Below are 17,943 nucleotides of genomic sequence, written 5' to 3' on the forward strand. Positions count from 1 at the left end.
TAAAATTTAAATTACAAGACTTTGACTTGTTCTCGCGATAAAGGAATGCTTAGACAAAGAATCTAAAGCCAAGTCAGTATCCTTTACACAGAATTGATCACCTAACCTTACATACCTAGTATTTTCATTATCCTTAAGGCAGGCTACAACTGGGATACGAACGCCTAATTCATTTCTAGCAGGTCTATTATTTGAAAGACATTCTCTTAATCTGTGCTGAACATTGATATCAGTAGCTTGCTCAGGGCGCAGATCTATCAAAAGAAATCTTAAATCATCAATTTCACGACAATCATCAATAATCAATTGAACAGTTTCATCTCTCCTGTCGACGCTTCCCCAAATCAATAATCTAGTTTCAACCATCAAATGATCGGACAATCTTTCATAACTTTTTGGGAAAACAACCGCTTCACAAGAAGCAGTTAAATCCTCCAGTTGAATAATCGCCATTCTGTCACCTTTTCTAGTTGTGACTTGTCTCATCTCTGGAATCATTGCTATTACACTAACCTTTGACTTATCCTTCTGCTCTTCTAAAGAGCTAAGGCTAATAGGAGCAATCAATTTTGCAGGTTCTGAAAGTTGCTTCAAAGGATGATCCGATAGATAGAAGCCAACATGCTCTTTTTCTAATTTAAGCTTGTCTGAAGGAGGGTACTCGTTGACTGGTTTTGCCTTTGGAGCAGATGAATAATCATCAGTCGATGATGATTCATTATTTATAGAAGAAGAAAGATCAAAAAGGTTACCTTGGCCGCTAATTCTATCTTTTGCCCTTGAAGAAGCCCATTCAATAGTTAAATCCAAATCAGCAATAAGTTGAGCGCGATTTGCATTTTCTTCAAGACAATCAAGAGCTCCAGAATGAATCAAAGCCTCAAGACCTCTTCGGTTAATGGCACTTATTGAAATTCGATCACAGAATTCTGCTAATGAAGTAAATTCCCCATCTTCATCTCTAGAGATGATAATTTTTCTAATTGCACCATCACCCAGATTTTTGACAGCTGAAAAACCAAAAAGAATTGAATTATCTTTTGGAGTGAAATCAATACCAGAGGTATTTATATTTGGAGGCATTACGTTTATGCCCATTGAATTACAGTTAGAAATGTATCTTTGAACCTTGTCAGACGAGCCAGCATTAACAGTAAGCAATGCCGCCATGTAGGCGACAGGATAATGTGCTTTTAAATAAGCAGTCTGATAAGTAACAGCGCCATAAGCAGTTGAATGACTTTTGTTAAAGCAATATTCAGCAAATAAAACCATTTGATCAAATAACTGTTCAGCAACAATTGCTGAAACGCCATTCTTTACTGCCCCATCAACAAAGAGAGTTCTATGACGCTGCATTTCAGATACTTTTTTCTTACCCATTGCCCTTCTTAATAAATCTGCTTGACCAAGCGAATATCCTGCTAAATCCTGAGCGATCTTCATGATCTGTTCTTGATAGACCATGATTCCATAAGTTTCACTTAAAATAGGCTCAAGTGATTGATGTTGAAAATCAATACTTTCCTTACCATGTTTTCTATTTATAAATTTAGGAATTAATCCTGCGTCAAGAGGTCCAGGACGGTAAAGAGCAAGAATTGAAGAAATATCCTCCAGAGATGAGGGCTTTAAATCTTTTACTATTTGCCTCATTCCACTAGATTCAAGTTGAAAGATTCCTTCTAAGTCACCCCTAGAAAGTAATTCAAATGTTTTTTTATCTGTGAAAGGCAATGAATCAGGATCTAATCTCTCACCAATAGATTTCTCAACTAAATTAATTGTCTTTTCGATCATTGTAAGATTTCTAAGTCCTAAAAAGTCCATCTTCAAAAGACCAAGTGATTCAATATCTTCCATAAAATATTGAGTGATTATTTGTCCATCATTATTTCGTTGAAGAGGAACTAAATTATCAAGTGAATTAGCCGCTATGACTACCCCTGCAGCATGCACACCAAAAGTCTTATTTGTTCCTTCTATCCTCATTGCCATATCAACCCATTTCTTTACCTTTGAATCATTATTGTATTTTTCATAGAAATCTTTATTAGGAGATTCCTTTGAAATCATAGATGATAATTTTGCAGGCTTACCCCTTACAACTGGAATTAGTTTGGCTAAACGATCTGCATCTCCGTAGGGAATATCCAGTACACGAGCAACATCTTTTAAAACAGCTTTAGATGTCATTCTGTTAAATGTAATTATCTGAGCAACTTTATCTTCGCCATACTTTTGCGTAACATAATCTATAACTTCTCCACGTCTTTCTATACAAAAGTCAGTATCAATATCAGGCATTGACTTCCTCTCGGGATTGAGAAATCTTTCAAATAACAATCCGTTTTCAACTGGATCAATATTAGTTATGTGAAGAGAAAAAGCTACTAAAGAACCAGCTGCTGAACCTCTACCTGGACCTACAGGAATATTTTGTTCTCTTGCAAATCTTATATAATCCCATACGACAAGAAAATACGTGGGGAAACCCATTTGTTCAATCACGTTTAACTCATAATCAAGTCTTTCCTTATAAACATTTGGAAAATTATCAAATTCAGCAATATCTAATATTTCTTTCAAACCTTTGATAGTTATCTCTTTTAGATATTCGATTGGTTTATATCCATTAGGTATAGGGAAATTGGGCATCTTATAAGTTCCTAATATCGAATATTCTTCAACTTTATTTGACAACTTTACCGTATTTTCTATTGCACTATTTATTACATTTTCGTCTAAATGATCAGTAAACAATTTCCTCATTTCCTCTTCAGACTTAATATATTCAGTCCCTGTATATCTTAATCTTTTATGATCACTAATTAATTTTCCAGTTAACACGCAAATCAAGGCATCATGTGCTTCAATATCATTTTTTGATACGTAATGTGCATCATTTGTAGCTATAACATGAATATTAAGTTCTTCAGATATTTTAACTATTTCACTATTAACAATTCTATCTTCAATTGATCCATGGTCTTGAATTTCAAGATAAAAATCTTCACCCAAAAGTTCTTTGTACCATGCTGCTACTTCTCTAGCGATATCATTTCTTCCTTTTAATATCGCTTGTGGAATTTCACCGCCTAAGCAAGCTGTTGAGCAAATTAAACCCTCACTATATTTTTTAAATAAAGCTTTATCTATACATGGTCTTGAAAATATACCTCTTCCCCTAACACCGTTTAAATGACTTAGTGTCGTTAATTTGACGAGATTTTCATAGCCAATTTGATTTTTAGCAACAACTACAAGATGATATCTTTTCTCTTTTTTGGGCTGAGGGTCATCAATTGAACCATTTATAACGTACATCTCATTACCAATAATTGGCTTTATATTTGCTGCCTTACATAACTTCAATAATTCAATAGCTCCATACATTACCCCATGATCAGTTAGGGCTAGAGCTGGCATGCCCAATTCCTTTGCCCTTTCAACCATTAAAGGTAGTTGGCTGGCTCCATCAAGAAGGCTGTAATCACTATGATTATGAATTGGAACAAAAGCCATTAATATCCTACGAGGCTACGCTGCATATAGTGTAGCGACAATTATATCCTCTACATTAAGTGGCTTAACCTTTATAAGGTGAAATCTGTGTTAGGCCTATTTTTATAAACCTCAGCAGCATTTTCAAATTGACTAGCAACTTGAAGAAGCTTCGCTTCTTCAAATATATTCCCTATGAGCTGTAAGCCTATTGGCAAACCTGATTTATCAAAGCCGCAAGGCAAGCTGATAGCTGGTAATCCAGCCAAATTTGCAGGAATCGTTAGCAAATCTGATAAATACATCGCCATAGGGTTGTTTATATTTTCTCCAGAACCAAAAGCAGTAGTGGGAGCAGTTGGAGCCAACAAAATATCTACTTTTTTGAAAGCTTCATCAAAGTCTTTCCGAATCAAAGTTCTAACTTGTTGGGCCTTCTTGTAGTAAGCATCGACATAACCAGCGGAAAGGGCATAAGTTCCAATAAGAATTCGTCGTTTAACTTCACTTCCAAAACCAAGCGCACGACTTTTGGAGGTCATTTCTATAAGAGATTGGTCATCCTCAGAGCGGAATCCATATTTGACTCCGTCATATCTGGCTAAATTGGCTGAAGCTTCAGATGGAGCAATAACATAATAAGTAGCAATTCCATCGTTAAAGCGAGGACAAGAAACATTAATAATCTTGGCTCCTAAGTTTTCGAGGAGAGAAGCACCACCAAGAACGGAATCTTTAACTTCAGCAGCTAAACCATCATGTTCAAAACAGTTATCAATTAAACCAATTTTCATCCCCTTAATTGACTTCGAAAGGGTATCTAAATAATTAGGCACAGGAATATCAACAGTTGTTGAATCAAATTCATCTTTGCCTGAAATCACATGGAGAATTTCAGCTGCATCAGAAACATTATTTGCAAATGGGCCAACCTGATCTAGAGAACTAGCAAAAGCTATTAAACCCCATCGACTTACACGACCATAAGTAGGTTTCATACCAACAACGCCACAAAAGGAGGCTGGTTGTCGGATTGATCCACCAGTATCAGAACCCAAAGATCCATAGCATAATCCTGCAGCAACAGAAGATGCGCTACCACCAGAACTTCCTCCAGGAACTTTAGTTATATCCCATGGATTTAAACAAGGACCAAATGCAGAGGTTTCGGTAGAGCTCCCCATCGCAAATTCATCCATATTTGTCTTCCCAATCATTATTGCTCCTGCGTTCAAAAGTTTTTTGGTAACTGTGGACTCATATGGTGGGACAAAGTTACTCAAAATCCTGCTTGCACAAGTAGTCTTAATTCCTTTTGTACAAAGGTTATCTTTGATAGCAAGTGGTATACCTGACAAAGGGGAAAGAGGCTCGCCAGAGGCAATTTGTTTATCGACGTACTCAGCCTGACTTAATGCCTCATCAGTATTAACAGTTAAAAAAGAATTTAGAGTTGTATCTAATGCCTTTATTCTTTCAATTTTTTCTTGAACAAGCTCTTTGGAAGAGACTTCACCACTTTTCAATTTCTGGCGTAAGTCTGCAATAGTCATTATTGATTATAAAAATATTTTTTAGCTTATGACGTTAGAGGCTCATTACGGCGACACCTAATTAAACTATGATTTATTTCCTGAGGTGACTCTGCAGAAAGATCTTCCACAAAACCATTTAATCTGACTTTTAAGCTACGACGAGTCAGAAACGGTCCAAACCAATAAGTTACTTCAGGCTGAATAGTCTCAACCTTGGCCCACCAGGCCAAACCAAAACTATTACCTAAGCTTCGAAGAGCCCTAATGGGACCCATAAATAAACTGCATTTAATTTATTATACTTTCCTAACCAGATGTTTATCAAATAAAAAAGGAATATTATGTTCAGTTGATGATGAAACATACATTTGAAGCCAAAAAAGTATTGAGTATGAAATCCTGTTGGTGATGTAATTAATTCTGTAATTTGATTATGAAGTTGTAAAAATCATAAGAAAACTATAAAAAATATACACTTCTTTTAAAAGTTAAAATTGAAATGGATTTAGTTATGATTTTCATTGGAAATCTTAGGTTTCAATAATCTAGGAGATGGGTCTTGTCCAGAGATTGAACGCATCCATCTGGATCTAGCCACTTCATATAAGAAAATAGACGTAGCTACTGATGCATTAAGGCTTGTAGTTATTCCCTTAAGAGGAATCCTAACCAACTGATCACACAACCTTCTTGTTATTAAGGAAATCCCTTTATCTTCAGATCCAACTACAACTACTACAGGACCTTCTAATTTGATTTCAGACAAAGTTGATGATCCTTCCTCTGCAAGGCCAACAATGATATAACCTTCGTCTTTCAATTTCTCCAGAGACCGATTTAGATTAACAACTCTTGCCACAGGCAAGTGTTCCAGAGCACCAGCAGCAACTTTTGCTACTGATCCAGTTAAACCTGCACTGCGTCTTTGTGGAAGGATTAATCCTTGAGCGCCAAGGGCCTCGGCAGACCGAATTATTGCTCCGAGATTCTGAGGATCAGTTAACCCATCTAAAGCCAGTAGCAATGCTGAATCACCAAAAGCTTTGCATGCCTCTATTAAATTCTTCAAATCATGTGTTTTTGATGCGGCAATTTGTAAAACTATTCCTTGATGAACAGCTCCATTAGTGAGTTGGCCAAGCCTTGACCAAGAAACTTCTTCAACTAAGACACCTGAAGCTTTTGAATCTTTAAGGAGCTGAAAAAACTTTGGTGTACTTCGTAATTCAGAGGTACACCAAATCCTATGAATTGCCCTGCCAGCCAAAAGAGCTGCCTCTGTTGAATGACGACCCCAAATCAAATCATCACTTAACGTTTTGGTAAAGCTTTCCGAATATGAGAGAGGTTCTTTATTTTCCAAACTTCTGCGATTGTGAGTGCCCTGAGGATTCTGATTTCCATATGAAGGGATAGGCGATTTCCTCTCAAACCGATTGGATCCTCTGTAATTTCTATTTTCCTGAGTATTTTGATCTCTGTATGAAGGGTCTGTCGATTTTCTCTCAAATCGATTGGATCCTCTGTAATTTCTATTTTCCTGAGTATTTTGATCTCTGTATGAAGGGTTTGTCGATTTTCTCTCAAATCGATTAGAGCCTCCTGAGTTGGAGTTTAACTTATAATTAATTCTTGATCTTTCTAACGATTCCTTCTCTAACGAATATTTATTTACTCGATCAGAGGAGAGACTATTAATTCTGTTATTTGTTCTTCGTCGATCATTAAAGTTTGACTTTTTGGAATCATTATCTCGGCGATAATAATTATTACTCCTTGTATCAAATGAAGAATTTTTTGAATTCCTTTTGTCTTTATTGAAACGATAACTCATTTTATAAGAACAATTTTCTAGTTAATGGGTCGATCAAGAAGATCGAACAAATCAGCAAGCCGATTTGGATTTTTTAAAAACAACCATCCAACAATAGTCTCAAATCCGGTAGCAATTGCATATGTGGCTGCATCTACATTTTTAGGACCTCTCCCAGCCTTGTTTCTACCTTTTCTAAGAAAATCCTTTTCGATATCAGTAAGGAATGGCTCTATATCTTTGATTGCTCTGGCTTGACTGGATGCATTCACCTCTTTAACAACAGCATTATGAAGTTCCTTTGAGCGCATTGGTCTACTGCAATAACGTAACCTTTGATGCATTTCCCATACTGCATCACCTAGCCAAGCTAGTTGCAAAGGACCCAATCCATCTGGAGAAATGGATGATTTGTAAGAGCGAATCCAATCAGTCAAGCTGATAATTTACTAATAGCAGTATTAATATCTGGTGCCAGGTGAAGAAATTCTTCTAAGCGAACAAGCTTAATAGTTTGTACAACTCTAGGGTTTCCTACAACTTTAAAGGCTCTTTTAGACTGAGAACATTTTTTTGCTGCTTGAACCATTGCGCCTAAACCACAAGAATCAATGAAGTCGATATTGGTTAAATCAATAACTACTGATAGTTGATTTGAATCTAAAACTTCATTGATATATGTAGTGAATTGCTTCTCTGAATAGGCATCTAGTTGACCAGTGAAATTTAGCACCAAACAACCATTTTGCTGGCTGTAACCACCTCTAAGAGAAACAGTAAGTCGTTGTAATTCAGTTATGGGATTAGTCCCCTATGACTTCATGATGGAAGTGTAGTGATAGAAACCAAATTAATCCACGATTCTTCGTCGTTCTTCTATTAAGGTTACGAAATGATTAAAATGGTGATCAGCATCGTGAGGGCCAGGACTGGCCTCAGGATGATATTGCACACCAAAAAAAGGCCTGTCAATTACTGAAATAGCCGCAACTGTTTGATCATTCAAATTTAATCGTGTGATTTTTACTTCTTCGGAATTTAAAGATTCTGAATTCAGTGCAAAACCATGATTTTGACTTGTTATTTCAACTTTTCCATTCAAACCACATGGATGATTTAATCCCCTATGTCCATAAGAAAGTTTAAAAGTTGTTCCTCCAAGAGCTAATCCCAGAATTTGATGACCTAAGCAGATCCCAAAAACTGGTAGTTTTTCGTGTTCAATTAACTTTTTAGCAAGTTCAATACCACTTTCAACAGTAGATGGATCACCAGGACCATTGGAAAGGAAAACGCCCTCAGGAGATAAAGATAAAACATCGGAAATTGAGGAATTTGAGGGCAAAACAGTCACTTCACATCCATGAGCAACTAATCGATCCAAAATCGATTGCTTAATCCCAAAATCTATAGCGACAACTTTGTACGGGTTGTTTTTTATATTTTTAATCCTCTTATCAAATGCAGCTGAGCACAATGAATTAACTTTAAAAGCCTTCTTAGTTGTTACTTTATCAACAAGATTTAGACCGCTCATAGAAGGAAATTTTTTTAAAACTGAAAACAAATCTGTTATTGAATGGTTTAACTCTGATGAGATAATTCCATTCAAAGAACCAGACTCTCTGAGATGTCTAACAAGTGCTCTTGTATCTATTCCACGTATTCCAACAACATTTTTATCCTTTAACCATTTCTCAAATGAAGTTTCATGCCGCCAGTTACTAGAAGTTGTAGATACTTGACGAGCAATCACGCCTTTAACTGAAGGATTTGTTGATTCATTATCCTCAGAATTCACCCCCGTATTACCAATCTCTGGGTAAGTGAATGTAATAAGCTGACCATAATAACTAGGATCAGTTATCACCTCCTGATATCCTGTCATACCAGTATTGAAAACGACTTCTCCAGAAATAGTCCCTACTGCACCAAAAGATATTCCCTCAAAGTAGGTCCCATCCTCTAATAACAATATTGCAGAGCTATCAGTATCAAAAAACATAGAAAATAGGGTTTATTAGATTAAATGAATTAGGTAGTTAAAAAGTCTTTTAACTGCTTAAAAAGAAGCCATGATTTATCTGTATTCAAACAATCTAATGCTCGTTTGACACCTAAAGACAAATCATCTTCTGCTCCTGAAACCCATAAAACTAAAGCGGTATTTAATGCTATGACTTCTTTATGATGCATATTTCCTTCACCTTTAAGTAAAGACATTAAAATTTGGGAATTAGTATTCAAATCATCACCTTTTAAACTTTCATTAGAAATTTCAGTAAGTCCAAGATCACTAGGATTAATACTTTCAGATCTAATAATATCTTTATCTAAGAAACGAAATTGATTAGGTCCAGCCAATGAAGCCTCATCAAGGCCACCTGCACCATGAACCACTACAGCTCTTTTGAGCCCCATCCCTTTTAAAGCTATAGATATTGGATCAAGCAAATCAGCCTTGGCCACTCCTAATACCTGAGACCTTGGCCTAAATGGGTTAACTAATGGACCTAATAAATTAAAAATGGTTCTTACTCCTAAGCTTTTTCTCAACGGAGCAAGATTTACCAATGAAGGATGCCAAGAAGGGGCAAAAAGAAATGTAATTCCCAAATTCTTTAAAGCTTCAACAACTTTTTCCGAAGAAACCTTTAGAGGTAATCCTAAATTTTCTAATACGTCAGCCGAACCGACCTTCCCACTTGCACTTCGATTTCCGTGTTTTGCAATTTTAACTCCTAAAGCAGCAGAGACAAACGCAACTGCTGTAGAGATATTGAATGTATTAGCTCCATCACCACCAGTTCCACAGGTATCAACCAAATCAAAAGATGGAAGGTCAGATGGAGTTATTGAGGCATTTTGAAGTATTTTTGCCATTGCCGAAAGTTCATCACCAGAGACTCCCTTTGATCTAAATGCAGCTAAGAATGCTCCCGTTTGAACTGGTTCAATTTTATTTTCGAGCCATGAATTCATTAAATAATTAGATTGCTCATCAGTTAACTCATTGGATGAAAGAAGTGATTCAAGAATTGCTGAAAAAGTTATAGGATTTAATGGGGTCATTTATCAGAAAAATGTCTGGATGCTATACATTCCAGGCAGAATATTTTTTATAACTTAATCACCAATATATCAACTGTAGAAGTTATTTAAATAAAAAAATAAATTCCTAACATTAAGATTGAGAGGAATCTGACGTATCAAATCCAGAACCAACGTTATCAGGACTTGAATGACTTGAAGGACGAAAGCCATCTGACCAAATTTTTCTTGTTATTTCCTCTAATTTCTCTTTATTAATGCACCATTTTTTTAATAATTTTTCCATATCAGAATTAAGATCTTCAGCACCTCTGAAATCCTGATAGCGAATTATTAATCTTGCTAGTTCAACAAAATTATTAGAAGTTGGAGAATTGATAGCACATAAACGATCAAGGTTTTCTCGATCAGTGGTATAAAGCGGATGATTTTGAGCCTCGTTCATAAATTAGTTAAATTGGATTTAGCTCACGTCTATGGGCTTATATTGCCTAAGTTAATGAGCACAATAATAAAAGAATGGCTGCATTAAGACTAGACCAAATAAAAAATTATTTGAGACCTCACAAAAAGGAACTTATAGTAGGAGCATTCTGTCTGATTTTTGTAAATATTCTAAGTGTTGTCATTCCAATGGAAGTTAGAAATATCGTTGATGATCTAAAGGAAGGATTTACATTTCCATATGTCTTGAATAAGTCGACATGGCTCATACTCTTAGCAACACTAATGGGCGGAGCAAGGTTGATATCACGGCAACTAGTATTTGGGGTTGGTAGACAAGTAGAAGTTTCATTAAGACAGAAATTATTTGATCGCATGCTGGAACAAGATCCTGGGTGGGTTCAAACCATAGGGACTGGAGAAGTCATAACAAGAGCTACTAGCGATTTAGAAAATATTCGAAGATTGCTTGGCTTTACTGTTCTTAGTCTTACAAACACATTTTTGGCATACACATTCACATTGCCAGCGATGCTTTCAATAAACCCACTCTTAACTTTTTTTTGCCATATCTGTTTATCCAATTTTACTTGGCACCGTTGGATTATTTGGTGGAAGAATGGTTAAACAAAGAAAAAGACAACAAAAAGCATTATCAGAATTGAGTGAATTAATCCAAGAAGATCTATCTGGAATTAGCGCAATTAAAATTTATGGTCAAGAAAAAGCTGAACAAAAAGCCTTTGAGAAATTAAATATTCGATATAGAGATGCGGCTATTAACCTTGCTAGAACTGCAAGTACTTTATTTCCACTTCTTCAAGGTTTATCCTCCATTTCTTTACTTTTACTTATTGCAATCGGGAGCAGCCAACTAAGCAGCGGAAGTCTTACAGTGGGGGGATTAGTGGCTTTAATTCTTTATGTAGAAAGACTAGTTTTTCCTACAGCCTTATTAGGTTTTACGCTTAATACGTTTCAATTAGGCCAAGTAAGTTTAGAAAGAGTAGAAGAGCTATTAAACCATGAACCATTGATCAAAGATAAAGATAAGACGGTCAACATATCTAAAGCTATTTCAGGCAAATTAGAAGCAAGAAATCTATCAATAAAGTATGAAGATTCTCCTAGGAAAATACTTGATGAAATTTCTTTTAAAATAAACCCTGGAGAAATAGTTGCTTTAGTGGGACCTGTAGGTTGTGGAAAAACCACATTGGCAAGAGCTTTAGGAAGAATGATAAATATTAATGAAGGGACATTATTTTTAGACGACAATGATGTCACTGATTTAAAACTCAAACAGCTAAGAAGCAATATCGCTTTAGTGCCTCAAGAGGGATATCTTTTTACTGAAACTCTTACAGAAAATATTAGATACGGAAATCCAAAAGCTTCACTAGAGAAAGTTCAAGAATCAGCAAACGAAGCCAGAATGACAGATGACATAAAAGGTTTTCCTGATGGGTTTAAAACACTTGTCGGCGAAAGAGGTATAACTCTAAGCGGTGGACAAAGACAACGAACAGCTTTGAGTAGAGCATTATTGGTAAATTCAAAAATAATCGTTCTTGATGATGCCTTAGCAAGTGTCGACAATAAAACTGCCTCGGCAATACTTCAAACAATAAAAAGCCAATATAATAAGACTGTATTAATGATTAGTCATCAACTATCAGCTGCAGCATCGTGTGATCGTATATTAGTAATGAACGAAGGGAAAATTGTACAGGAAGGCACTCATCAATTCTTAATTATGAAAGACGGTTTGTATAGAAGCATGTGGGAAAGAGAAAAAGCTAAAGAGCAACTTCAATCAAATGATTAATCATTACTTATTATTTTTTTTAATCAATACAAATTAATTTAGAGATAAGATAGAAAAACAATTTTATTCATTTAAATATTTATTAAATCATGAGCGCATTAACAAAATATAAACTTATTTGCGACCTTGCATTTGGTGATATATACATACAAATCCTTGCATGGATGGGTGTTATTTTTGTAAGTCTTGCTGCAGGCCTTGCACTTATGGGATCGTCTAGACCAATTTTTGCTCTCTTAGGAGTTGGATTAATCCTTGTTTTAAGCCTTCCTTTCTTATTATTTTCATTTGTTACTACATTAATTAATCATATAAAAATAGAAACAATAAATTAAAATTATGATTAAAAAAATAAGCGAATATTTAACAATGATAATTGATAAGCTATATTCGACTAATAGTATAGAAAAACAAAATAAGAAAGTGATCCATGTAATATTAAGAAATGATCTTTTAGCTAAACTTAAAGATAATGAGGAAGAAATACTTTTTGGATGTGGATGTTTTTGGGGGGCGGAAAAAGGTTTCTGGAGACTACCAGGAATAATCACAACAGCAGTAGGATACGCTGGTGGAGAGAAAAAGGAACCAAGCTATAGAGATGTATGTACTGGTCTAACTGGGCATGCAGAAGTCGTTAGAGTTATTTGGAATAATAGTGAAATTGATCTAAGCGACTTATTAAAACTATTTTGGGAATGCCATGACCCAACACAAGGAAATCGTCAAGGTAATGACACTGGAAGCCAGTACAGATCTGTGATTTACACAACAAGCAAAGATCAAATAAGTAAGGCAATGGAAAGTAAAAATAGCTACCAAAAAGAATTACAAAAAAAAGGCTTTGGATTAATCACTACTGAGATTGAAAAAGATATTAAGTTCTATTTTGCTGAAGATTATCATCAACAATATTTAGCAAAGCCAGGTAGCAGACCATATTGCTCAGCAATGCCAACAAAAGTAACACTCAAAGACTTTAATGGTTCAAACTTTAAATTAAATGAAAAGATATGGTCTCACTATAATTGGGATATAAGTCATTGTATTCTAAGAGGAGATAATACACCTATTGATTCCAATTTATAATGAATGATCAATTACCAGACAGAACTGTTTTGCTGATTATAGTAGCAACTTTGTTATTAGTATTTTTTCTAGTCTTTAGTTTTAAATCCGAGAGAATTGAACAAGAAAAAACAATTCAATGGATGGATAGTTCGTTAGATACAGAATATACATATCCAGGCTAAACATCTGTGTTTTACCTTTGATTAAAAGTATAAAAGCATATGAAAAATAATAAATTAGAAAAGAATTTAGAAAAAGCGAGAATAAATTTATACAATATTCTTGCGATTTTAATTGTTATTGTTCCAGAATACTTAGCTGAATTAATCTATACATTCGAAGTATCGCAACATAACGGTATATTGCCAAACGAGGGGGATGCCTGGAAAAAAAACACTGAATTAAAACTCTCAAAGATGAATATCTACGAGTTAAGATTAACGGCTAAAAGGCTAGGAGTTCATGGTTATTCTAATGAAAATAGGAATTCACTCATTAAGCGAATAACTAGAAAGTCTAAGAAAAGAATTAAATGGAAATCATCAAAAATTTAAAATAGCTACAAGACCTTGTGATAATTTAAAAAAACGGGACGTAGCGCAGCTTGGTAGCGCACCACTTTGGGGTAGTGGGGGTCGTGGGTTCAAATCCCGCCGTTCCGATAAAATCAGATGTATTACGAATCAGAATCGTTGACTAAAGATTGGATTAATTTTGTCGTACTGATAAGAACTGCTAAAAAAACGAAGAAAGTTAAAAAAATAATTAACGCAAAGACTAATGGTGGTATATCAATCTCCCCGAAAGAAACCATGAATAAATCAGGTAAAAACTTCATCAAAGTTAAATCAATATCATATTCAATACTAGACTAATAATAATAGCAAAATAAATTTCATAAAGTTGATAATATTAAAGCTCCAAAGGCTAAACGATAATAAACAAACGCAAAAGTATTGTTTTTAGCTACAAACTTAAGAAATAAGTCAATAGCAAATATTGAAGAAAGAAAGGAAGATATAATACCAATAATAATAGGAAGAATATCTATTAAAGATGATGTTGTTAATATAGTAAAAAATTCAACAAACCCTGAGATCGAAATAGCTGGAATTCCTATTAAAAAAGAGAGTCTTGCTGCCGTTTTTCTTTCAACACCAGAAAACAAAGCTGAAGTTAAAGTAATACCAGATCTTGAAACTCCAGGAAATATTGCGAGAGATTGAAAAATACCTAATAAAATTACATCTCGTAAATTAATATCAGAAAATAATTTATTCTTCTTACCATAAATTTCAGAAGCTGCAAGTAATAGAGCCATAAAAATAGAAATCATAGCTATGAAAAACAAACTTCTAAAATTGGAATCTGAGAAATCTGGCCAAAAAAATTTAATAAAAAAGCCTACAAAAAATATAGGAATATTTGCTAAAATAATATAGTTAGCAAGTCGTTTATTATCATCTTCGGAAACCGACGGATGCGTAGAAATGGAGAAAAAAGAATTAATTATTACACCAATCTCCTCTCTAAAGTAATAAATAATAGCGAATGCACTACCTAATTGTAGAGAAGCAGAAAACGAGGCCCCTGGATCAATCCAACCAAAAAGATGAGGAAAGACTTTTAAATGAGCCGTACTACTAATTGGAAGAAACTCAGTAAAACCTTGAATAATCCCTAACAATAAAGATTTGAAGTAAATAAATAAAAAAGGATGAAGTTCATTAGACATTTCTATAAAAGACTAAAAACACAAGACATCTTAATTTCTTGAAATTTTCAATTATTATAGATATAATTATTAAAATAAAAATAAATCATGGGAAATAAAATTATATTCTCATTAATTATTGTTATAACCTCATTATTAGGCTTACAAGGAAAGGTTAAAGCAGATTACTGGCTTGTAATAGGAAGTTATAGGCAAGGTCCTGGAGGGAAACCACAAGTTAGTGGAATCACAAGTCCATCACTATTTGCGATCCCAATTGGGAGTAAGAAATTATGTATGGAAGCGGGAAAAAAAATTGAGGATGCTATTTACAAACCTGTCTGGCAATTTGATAGCAAGTGGACATGCATCGAAAATCAAAATAATTAGATGGTCAATCTAAAACAGTAAAATCATTATCTCTGCACGTCATGTGCACAGCCATCTCCTTCATAGTCATCACTGTTGTAATATCCATTCTTAGTGCCAAAAAAAACAGCAGACAAAACAAAAGGTACTGCTACAAAAATCAAGAAATTAGATAAATTCAAACGACTCTTAATCAATTTATAAACTTTAATCTACCAAAAAAAATCTTACTTGTGAATTCAAAATTCTATAAAAATCCTTAATCTATTAAATAAAAAAGAGTAAAAATTAGCTAAACCGACTGAGGACAGGATTTACAACAAACTCTATAATAAAATAAGTTACTAAAAACCAAGAAAAAATAAAGAATATAAATAAACTAGGACCCTTTAAAAAAGGTTGAAAATAATTATTCGATCCATCGCTCTCTAGAACAGAAGTGCATTCTTTGACCTGAGAATTTGCTAGTCGATAATAATCTGAGCCAGGTAATCTATTGTCAGCATAAGTTTTCCTTAGATTTTTAATCAGTGGTTCGGGGTTATCTGTGATTAAAAATGCAATCAATTCGCCTGGTCTTAAATCAATTCTTGTTCTTTCTAGGTTGTTAGTAGAACCTATATTGAATAAATCACCATTTCGAATTAAATAGACATAGGAAGCCATTATATAAGCATGAGTAAGATTTATATTTAATTATGATAGACTGGAAAAAAAATAAAGCATACAAATTTAACAAAAGATAAAATAATATATCAAGAACTAAATTACAATCAAATATACTATTTAACTAATATAGATAATATCAAAAGTGATATTTAGTAGTCAATAATTTATCAATCCTTCGATGTTGATTAATTTGAACTGTGGTATCGGCATTAATAAAGGATAAAGATTGTTGTGGAATCGAAGATTGAATCATACGTATAAAATCTGTCAAGTTATTACCTTTCAATCCAGAGCCTTTTATTTTAATCATTTCTTCCTCTTGTTGAGTTTTCCACAAAATTGTATTATTAAAATGAGAAGATTTAAGATGCCATATTTTATCGAACTTTTTCCAGATTTTACTATATTTAATAAGAGATTCTTGAATCAAACTACGATAATCTTTTTCATCCTGACTCAAAGACAAATTGAATTTATCTTCAGATAAGCTATCTATATTATTTAAATCTGAAACAGGTTCGCAGCCTACGAACCATCCCTCCAGAATTAAGATTTTAGATTTTAATTCGCACCAACCTGATCGATCTCCTTTTCCATCTCTTAAAGACTTATCAAAAGTGGGGCTCCTAAGAATACCTGTTTTCAAAAAGACATCTAAAGATTGATGCAATAAATCTAAAGAATGACTACCTGGAAAACCTCTTGGAACATTCCATGGATTACCCTTCATGGCAAAATCCATTTCTTGGGCAGGTAAATAAAAATCATCCAAAGATATAACTTTAATATCTAAAGAAAGTTCTCTAGCTACATTATCAATCCAAAATCCAAGAGTAGATTTACCTGATCCAGGAAGCCCTGAAAAACCTATTACTATTGGTTGATTAATAGTATTTATATAATTTTCTAAAAGCGAAAAAAATGGAAATGTTAAGGACCATTTCCAATCTGATTTTTGATTTGGTTTCCAATATTTATCAATAATAGATAGAACATTAACATCAGACCATTTTGAATAAAAAGCTGAAGGTGTAATAGACAATCCTTCAAGAAATAAACGATATGTATCTAAAGGGAAAAGGAAATCATCCCTTATATCCATTGGGAAAATATCATTAATATCATAATTACTATCTTTATTTTTCATAAATCCTTTAAATTATTAATAACATCCTCAACACTATTTGACCAACCCTCTGCGTGAGGAGCATTTGCCAATCGAAAGGAGCCGTTATTAATACCATTCTGTAAATACTTATTTGGACCATTTTTACCAGGAATAACAATAGATATATCAGCATATTCAAGTAAGGGGAGATCATTTTGCGAATCACCAAGTGCAATAATCTTTACATCGTTGTTCTGTAGATAAACTTTTAATTTGTTAACAGCTTGACCTTTATGACTTTCACTAGAAAGTAAATGACTCATTCTATTTCCTTTAAAAACATGAACATTATAAGAATCACAAATAAGCTTTACTTTATCAAAAATCTCATCAGGAGGATTTAAGAAAGGAACACTCCATCGCCTATCTAAGGCTCTAGTAATACCTTGATCAGATAAACCAGTAAGTTCAAATATTTGATTTTTGCTTAAATCATTTAATGGAGTTAAGTGGTAGTTAACATTTTCGGATATATTAAATAATATAATTTTTAATTCCGTATAACTTTTTCCAAGAATCAATTCCCATTCTGACGAATTCTGGTCATAATGCCCATAAATAGCCGCTCCATTCTCAACAATAAAAGGATCTCTCAATGCATTCTCTTTTCTAAAGTATCTAACTTCAGAAGCAGTTTTACTTGTACATGGTATTACAGGAATATTCAGTTCCGTTAACATTTTTAATGTTTTTCTTGCAGGACCAATATCGTAATCATCATCCATTAATGTTCCATCGAGATCTGTAACTATCCAATATTTAGAATTATTTTTCATA

General features: G+C 33.9%; 20 protein-coding genes, 1 tRNA gene and 1 pseudogene. 8 read left to right on the forward strand and 14 right to left on the reverse strand.

What is annotated here, in order from left to right:
* Positions 1 to 6: 6 nt before the first annotated feature.
* The 9 genes from SIB75_RS06500 to SIB75_RS06540 all read right to left on the reverse strand — a co-directional run bounded on the left by SIB75_RS06500 (position 7) and on the right by SIB75_RS06540 (position 10,348).
* Positions 7 to 3,525: a DNA polymerase III subunit alpha gene (locus tag SIB75_RS06500; RefSeq protein WP_413682498.1), complete on the reverse strand. Its 3,519-nt coding sequence runs from the start codon at positions 3,523 to 3,525 to the stop codon at positions 7 to 9.
* A gap of 71 nt (positions 3,526 to 3,596) precedes the next feature.
* Positions 3,597 to 5,057 carry an Asp-tRNA(Asn)/Glu-tRNA(Gln) amidotransferase subunit GatA gene (gene gatA, locus SIB75_RS06505; protein ID WP_413682499.1) on the reverse strand — a complete coding sequence of 487 codons (1,461 nt, stop codon included), beginning with the start codon at positions 5,055 to 5,057 and terminating at the stop codon, positions 3,597 to 3,599.
* A gap of 26 nt (positions 5,058 to 5,083) precedes the next feature.
* A complete protein-coding gene (locus SIB75_RS06510) occupies positions 5,084 to 5,314 on the reverse strand; it encodes a DUF1816 domain-containing protein (RefSeq protein WP_413390327.1) in 231 nt (76 codons plus the stop codon).
* 230 nt (positions 5,315 to 5,544) lie between these two features.
* On the reverse strand, positions 5,545 to 6,873 hold the full coding sequence (gene rlmB, locus SIB75_RS06515) for a 23S rRNA (guanosine(2251)-2'-O)-methyltransferase RlmB (protein ID WP_413682501.1): 1,329 nt from the start codon (positions 6,871 to 6,873) through the stop codon (positions 5,545 to 5,547).
* 17 nt (positions 6,874 to 6,890) lie between these two features.
* Positions 6,891 to 7,289, reverse strand: a complete 399-nt coding sequence (locus SIB75_RS06520) for a Mini-ribonuclease 3 (protein WP_413682502.1) — start codon at positions 7,287 to 7,289, stop codon at positions 6,891 to 6,893.
* Complete coding sequence (locus tag SIB75_RS06525) at positions 7,286 to 7,651, reverse strand: STAS domain-containing protein (RefSeq protein ID WP_413684813.1); 366 nt, start codon at positions 7,649 to 7,651, stop codon at positions 7,286 to 7,288. The genes SIB75_RS06520 and SIB75_RS06525 overlap by 4 nt, the downstream gene beginning before the upstream one ends.
* A gap of 51 nt (positions 7,652 to 7,702) precedes the next feature.
* Positions 7,703 to 8,857: a glutamine-hydrolyzing carbamoyl-phosphate synthase small subunit gene (carA, locus tag SIB75_RS06530; RefSeq protein ID WP_413682503.1), complete on the reverse strand. Its 1,155-nt coding sequence runs from the start codon at positions 8,855 to 8,857 to the stop codon at positions 7,703 to 7,705.
* Between the two features lie 29 nt (positions 8,858 to 8,886).
* Entirely contained in the window at positions 8,887 to 9,924 is a 1,038-nt protein-coding gene (gene trpD / locus SIB75_RS06535) for an anthranilate phosphoribosyltransferase (protein ID WP_413682504.1), read from the reverse strand.
* 112 nt (positions 9,925 to 10,036) lie between these two features.
* Positions 10,037 to 10,348 carry a DUF3288 family protein gene (locus SIB75_RS06540; protein ID WP_413682505.1) on the reverse strand — a complete coding sequence of 104 codons (312 nt, stop codon included), beginning with the start codon at positions 10,346 to 10,348 and terminating at the stop codon, positions 10,037 to 10,039.
* Positions 10,349 to 10,422: 74 nt separating this feature from the next.
* Between SIB75_RS06540 and SIB75_RS06545 the strand changes: the two are divergent.
* The 7 genes and pseudogenes from SIB75_RS06545 to SIB75_RS06575 all read left to right on the forward strand — a co-directional run bounded on the left by SIB75_RS06545 (position 10,423) and on the right by SIB75_RS06575 (position 14,121).
* Positions 10,423 to 12,175: pseudogene (locus tag SIB75_RS06545) on the forward strand (ABC transporter ATP-binding protein).
* Between the two features lie 89 nt (positions 12,176 to 12,264).
* Positions 12,265 to 12,510, forward strand: coding sequence for a hypothetical protein (locus tag SIB75_RS06550; RefSeq protein ID WP_413682506.1), 246 nt, complete (start codon positions 12,265 to 12,267; stop codon positions 12,508 to 12,510).
* A gap of 4 nt (positions 12,511 to 12,514) precedes the next feature.
* The gene (gene msrA, locus SIB75_RS06555; RefSeq protein WP_413682507.1) at positions 12,515 to 13,264 is read left to right on the forward strand and encodes a peptide-methionine (S)-S-oxide reductase MsrA; all 750 of its coding nucleotides are present in this window, start codon (positions 12,515 to 12,517) and stop codon (positions 13,262 to 13,264) included.
* Positions 13,264 to 13,428 carry a hypothetical protein gene (locus SIB75_RS06560; RefSeq protein WP_413682508.1) on the forward strand — a complete coding sequence of 55 codons (165 nt, stop codon included), beginning with the start codon at positions 13,264 to 13,266 and terminating at the stop codon, positions 13,426 to 13,428. The genes msrA and SIB75_RS06560 overlap by 1 nt, the downstream gene beginning before the upstream one ends.
* A 39-nt stretch (positions 13,429 to 13,467) precedes the next feature.
* Positions 13,468 to 13,800 carry a hypothetical protein gene (locus tag SIB75_RS06565; protein ID WP_413682509.1) on the forward strand — a complete coding sequence of 111 codons (333 nt, stop codon included), beginning with the start codon at positions 13,468 to 13,470 and terminating at the stop codon, positions 13,798 to 13,800.
* Between the two features lie 34 nt (positions 13,801 to 13,834).
* Positions 13,835 to 13,908 (forward strand) — tRNA-Pro (locus SIB75_RS06570).
* Positions 13,909 to 13,917: 9 nt separating this feature from the next.
* Positions 13,918 to 14,121: a hypothetical protein gene (locus SIB75_RS06575; protein ID WP_413682510.1), complete on the forward strand. Its 204-nt coding sequence runs from the start codon at positions 13,918 to 13,920 to the stop codon at positions 14,119 to 14,121.
* 20 nt (positions 14,122 to 14,141) lie between these two features.
* Here SIB75_RS06575 and SIB75_RS06580 read toward each other — a convergent pair whose 3' ends face one another.
* Complete coding sequence (locus tag SIB75_RS06580; RefSeq protein WP_413682511.1) at positions 14,142 to 14,981, reverse strand: undecaprenyl-diphosphate phosphatase; 840 nt, start codon at positions 14,979 to 14,981, stop codon at positions 14,142 to 14,144.
* An 87-nt stretch (positions 14,982 to 15,068) separates the two neighbouring features.
* Between SIB75_RS06580 and SIB75_RS06585 the strand changes: the two genes are divergently transcribed.
* A complete protein-coding gene (locus tag SIB75_RS06585) occupies positions 15,069 to 15,350 on the forward strand; it encodes a hypothetical protein (protein WP_413682512.1) in 282 nt (93 codons plus the stop codon).
* 26 nt (positions 15,351 to 15,376) lie between these two features.
* Here SIB75_RS06585 and SIB75_RS06590 read toward each other — a convergent pair whose 3' ends face one another.
* The 4 genes from SIB75_RS06590 to yedP form a co-directional block, all read right to left on the reverse strand.
* Positions 15,377 to 15,526, reverse strand: a complete 150-nt coding sequence (locus tag SIB75_RS06590) for a hypothetical protein (RefSeq protein ID WP_413684882.1) — start codon at positions 15,524 to 15,526, stop codon at positions 15,377 to 15,379.
* 91 nt (positions 15,527 to 15,617) lie between these two features.
* Positions 15,618 to 15,995: a GIY-YIG nuclease family protein gene (locus tag SIB75_RS06595; RefSeq protein ID WP_413682513.1), complete on the reverse strand. Its 378-nt coding sequence runs from the start codon at positions 15,993 to 15,995 to the stop codon at positions 15,618 to 15,620.
* A gap of 139 nt (positions 15,996 to 16,134) precedes the next feature.
* Positions 16,135 to 17,145, reverse strand: a complete 1,011-nt coding sequence (locus SIB75_RS06600) for a uridine kinase (RefSeq protein ID WP_413682514.1) — start codon at positions 17,143 to 17,145, stop codon at positions 16,135 to 16,137.
* A complete protein-coding gene (yedP, locus tag SIB75_RS06605) occupies positions 17,142 to 17,942 on the reverse strand; it encodes a mannosyl-3-phosphoglycerate phosphatase-related protein YedP (RefSeq protein WP_413682515.1) in 801 nt (266 codons plus the stop codon). Before yedP ends, SIB75_RS06600 begins: the two co-directional genes overlap by 4 nt.
* Between the last annotated feature and the right edge of the window lies 1 nt (position 17,943).

This window comes from Prochlorococcus sp. MIT 1011 (assembly GCF_047305235.1).
In the GTDB taxonomy this organism is placed as follows: domain Bacteria; phylum Cyanobacteriota; class Cyanobacteriia; order PCC-6307; family Cyanobiaceae; genus Prochlorococcus_B.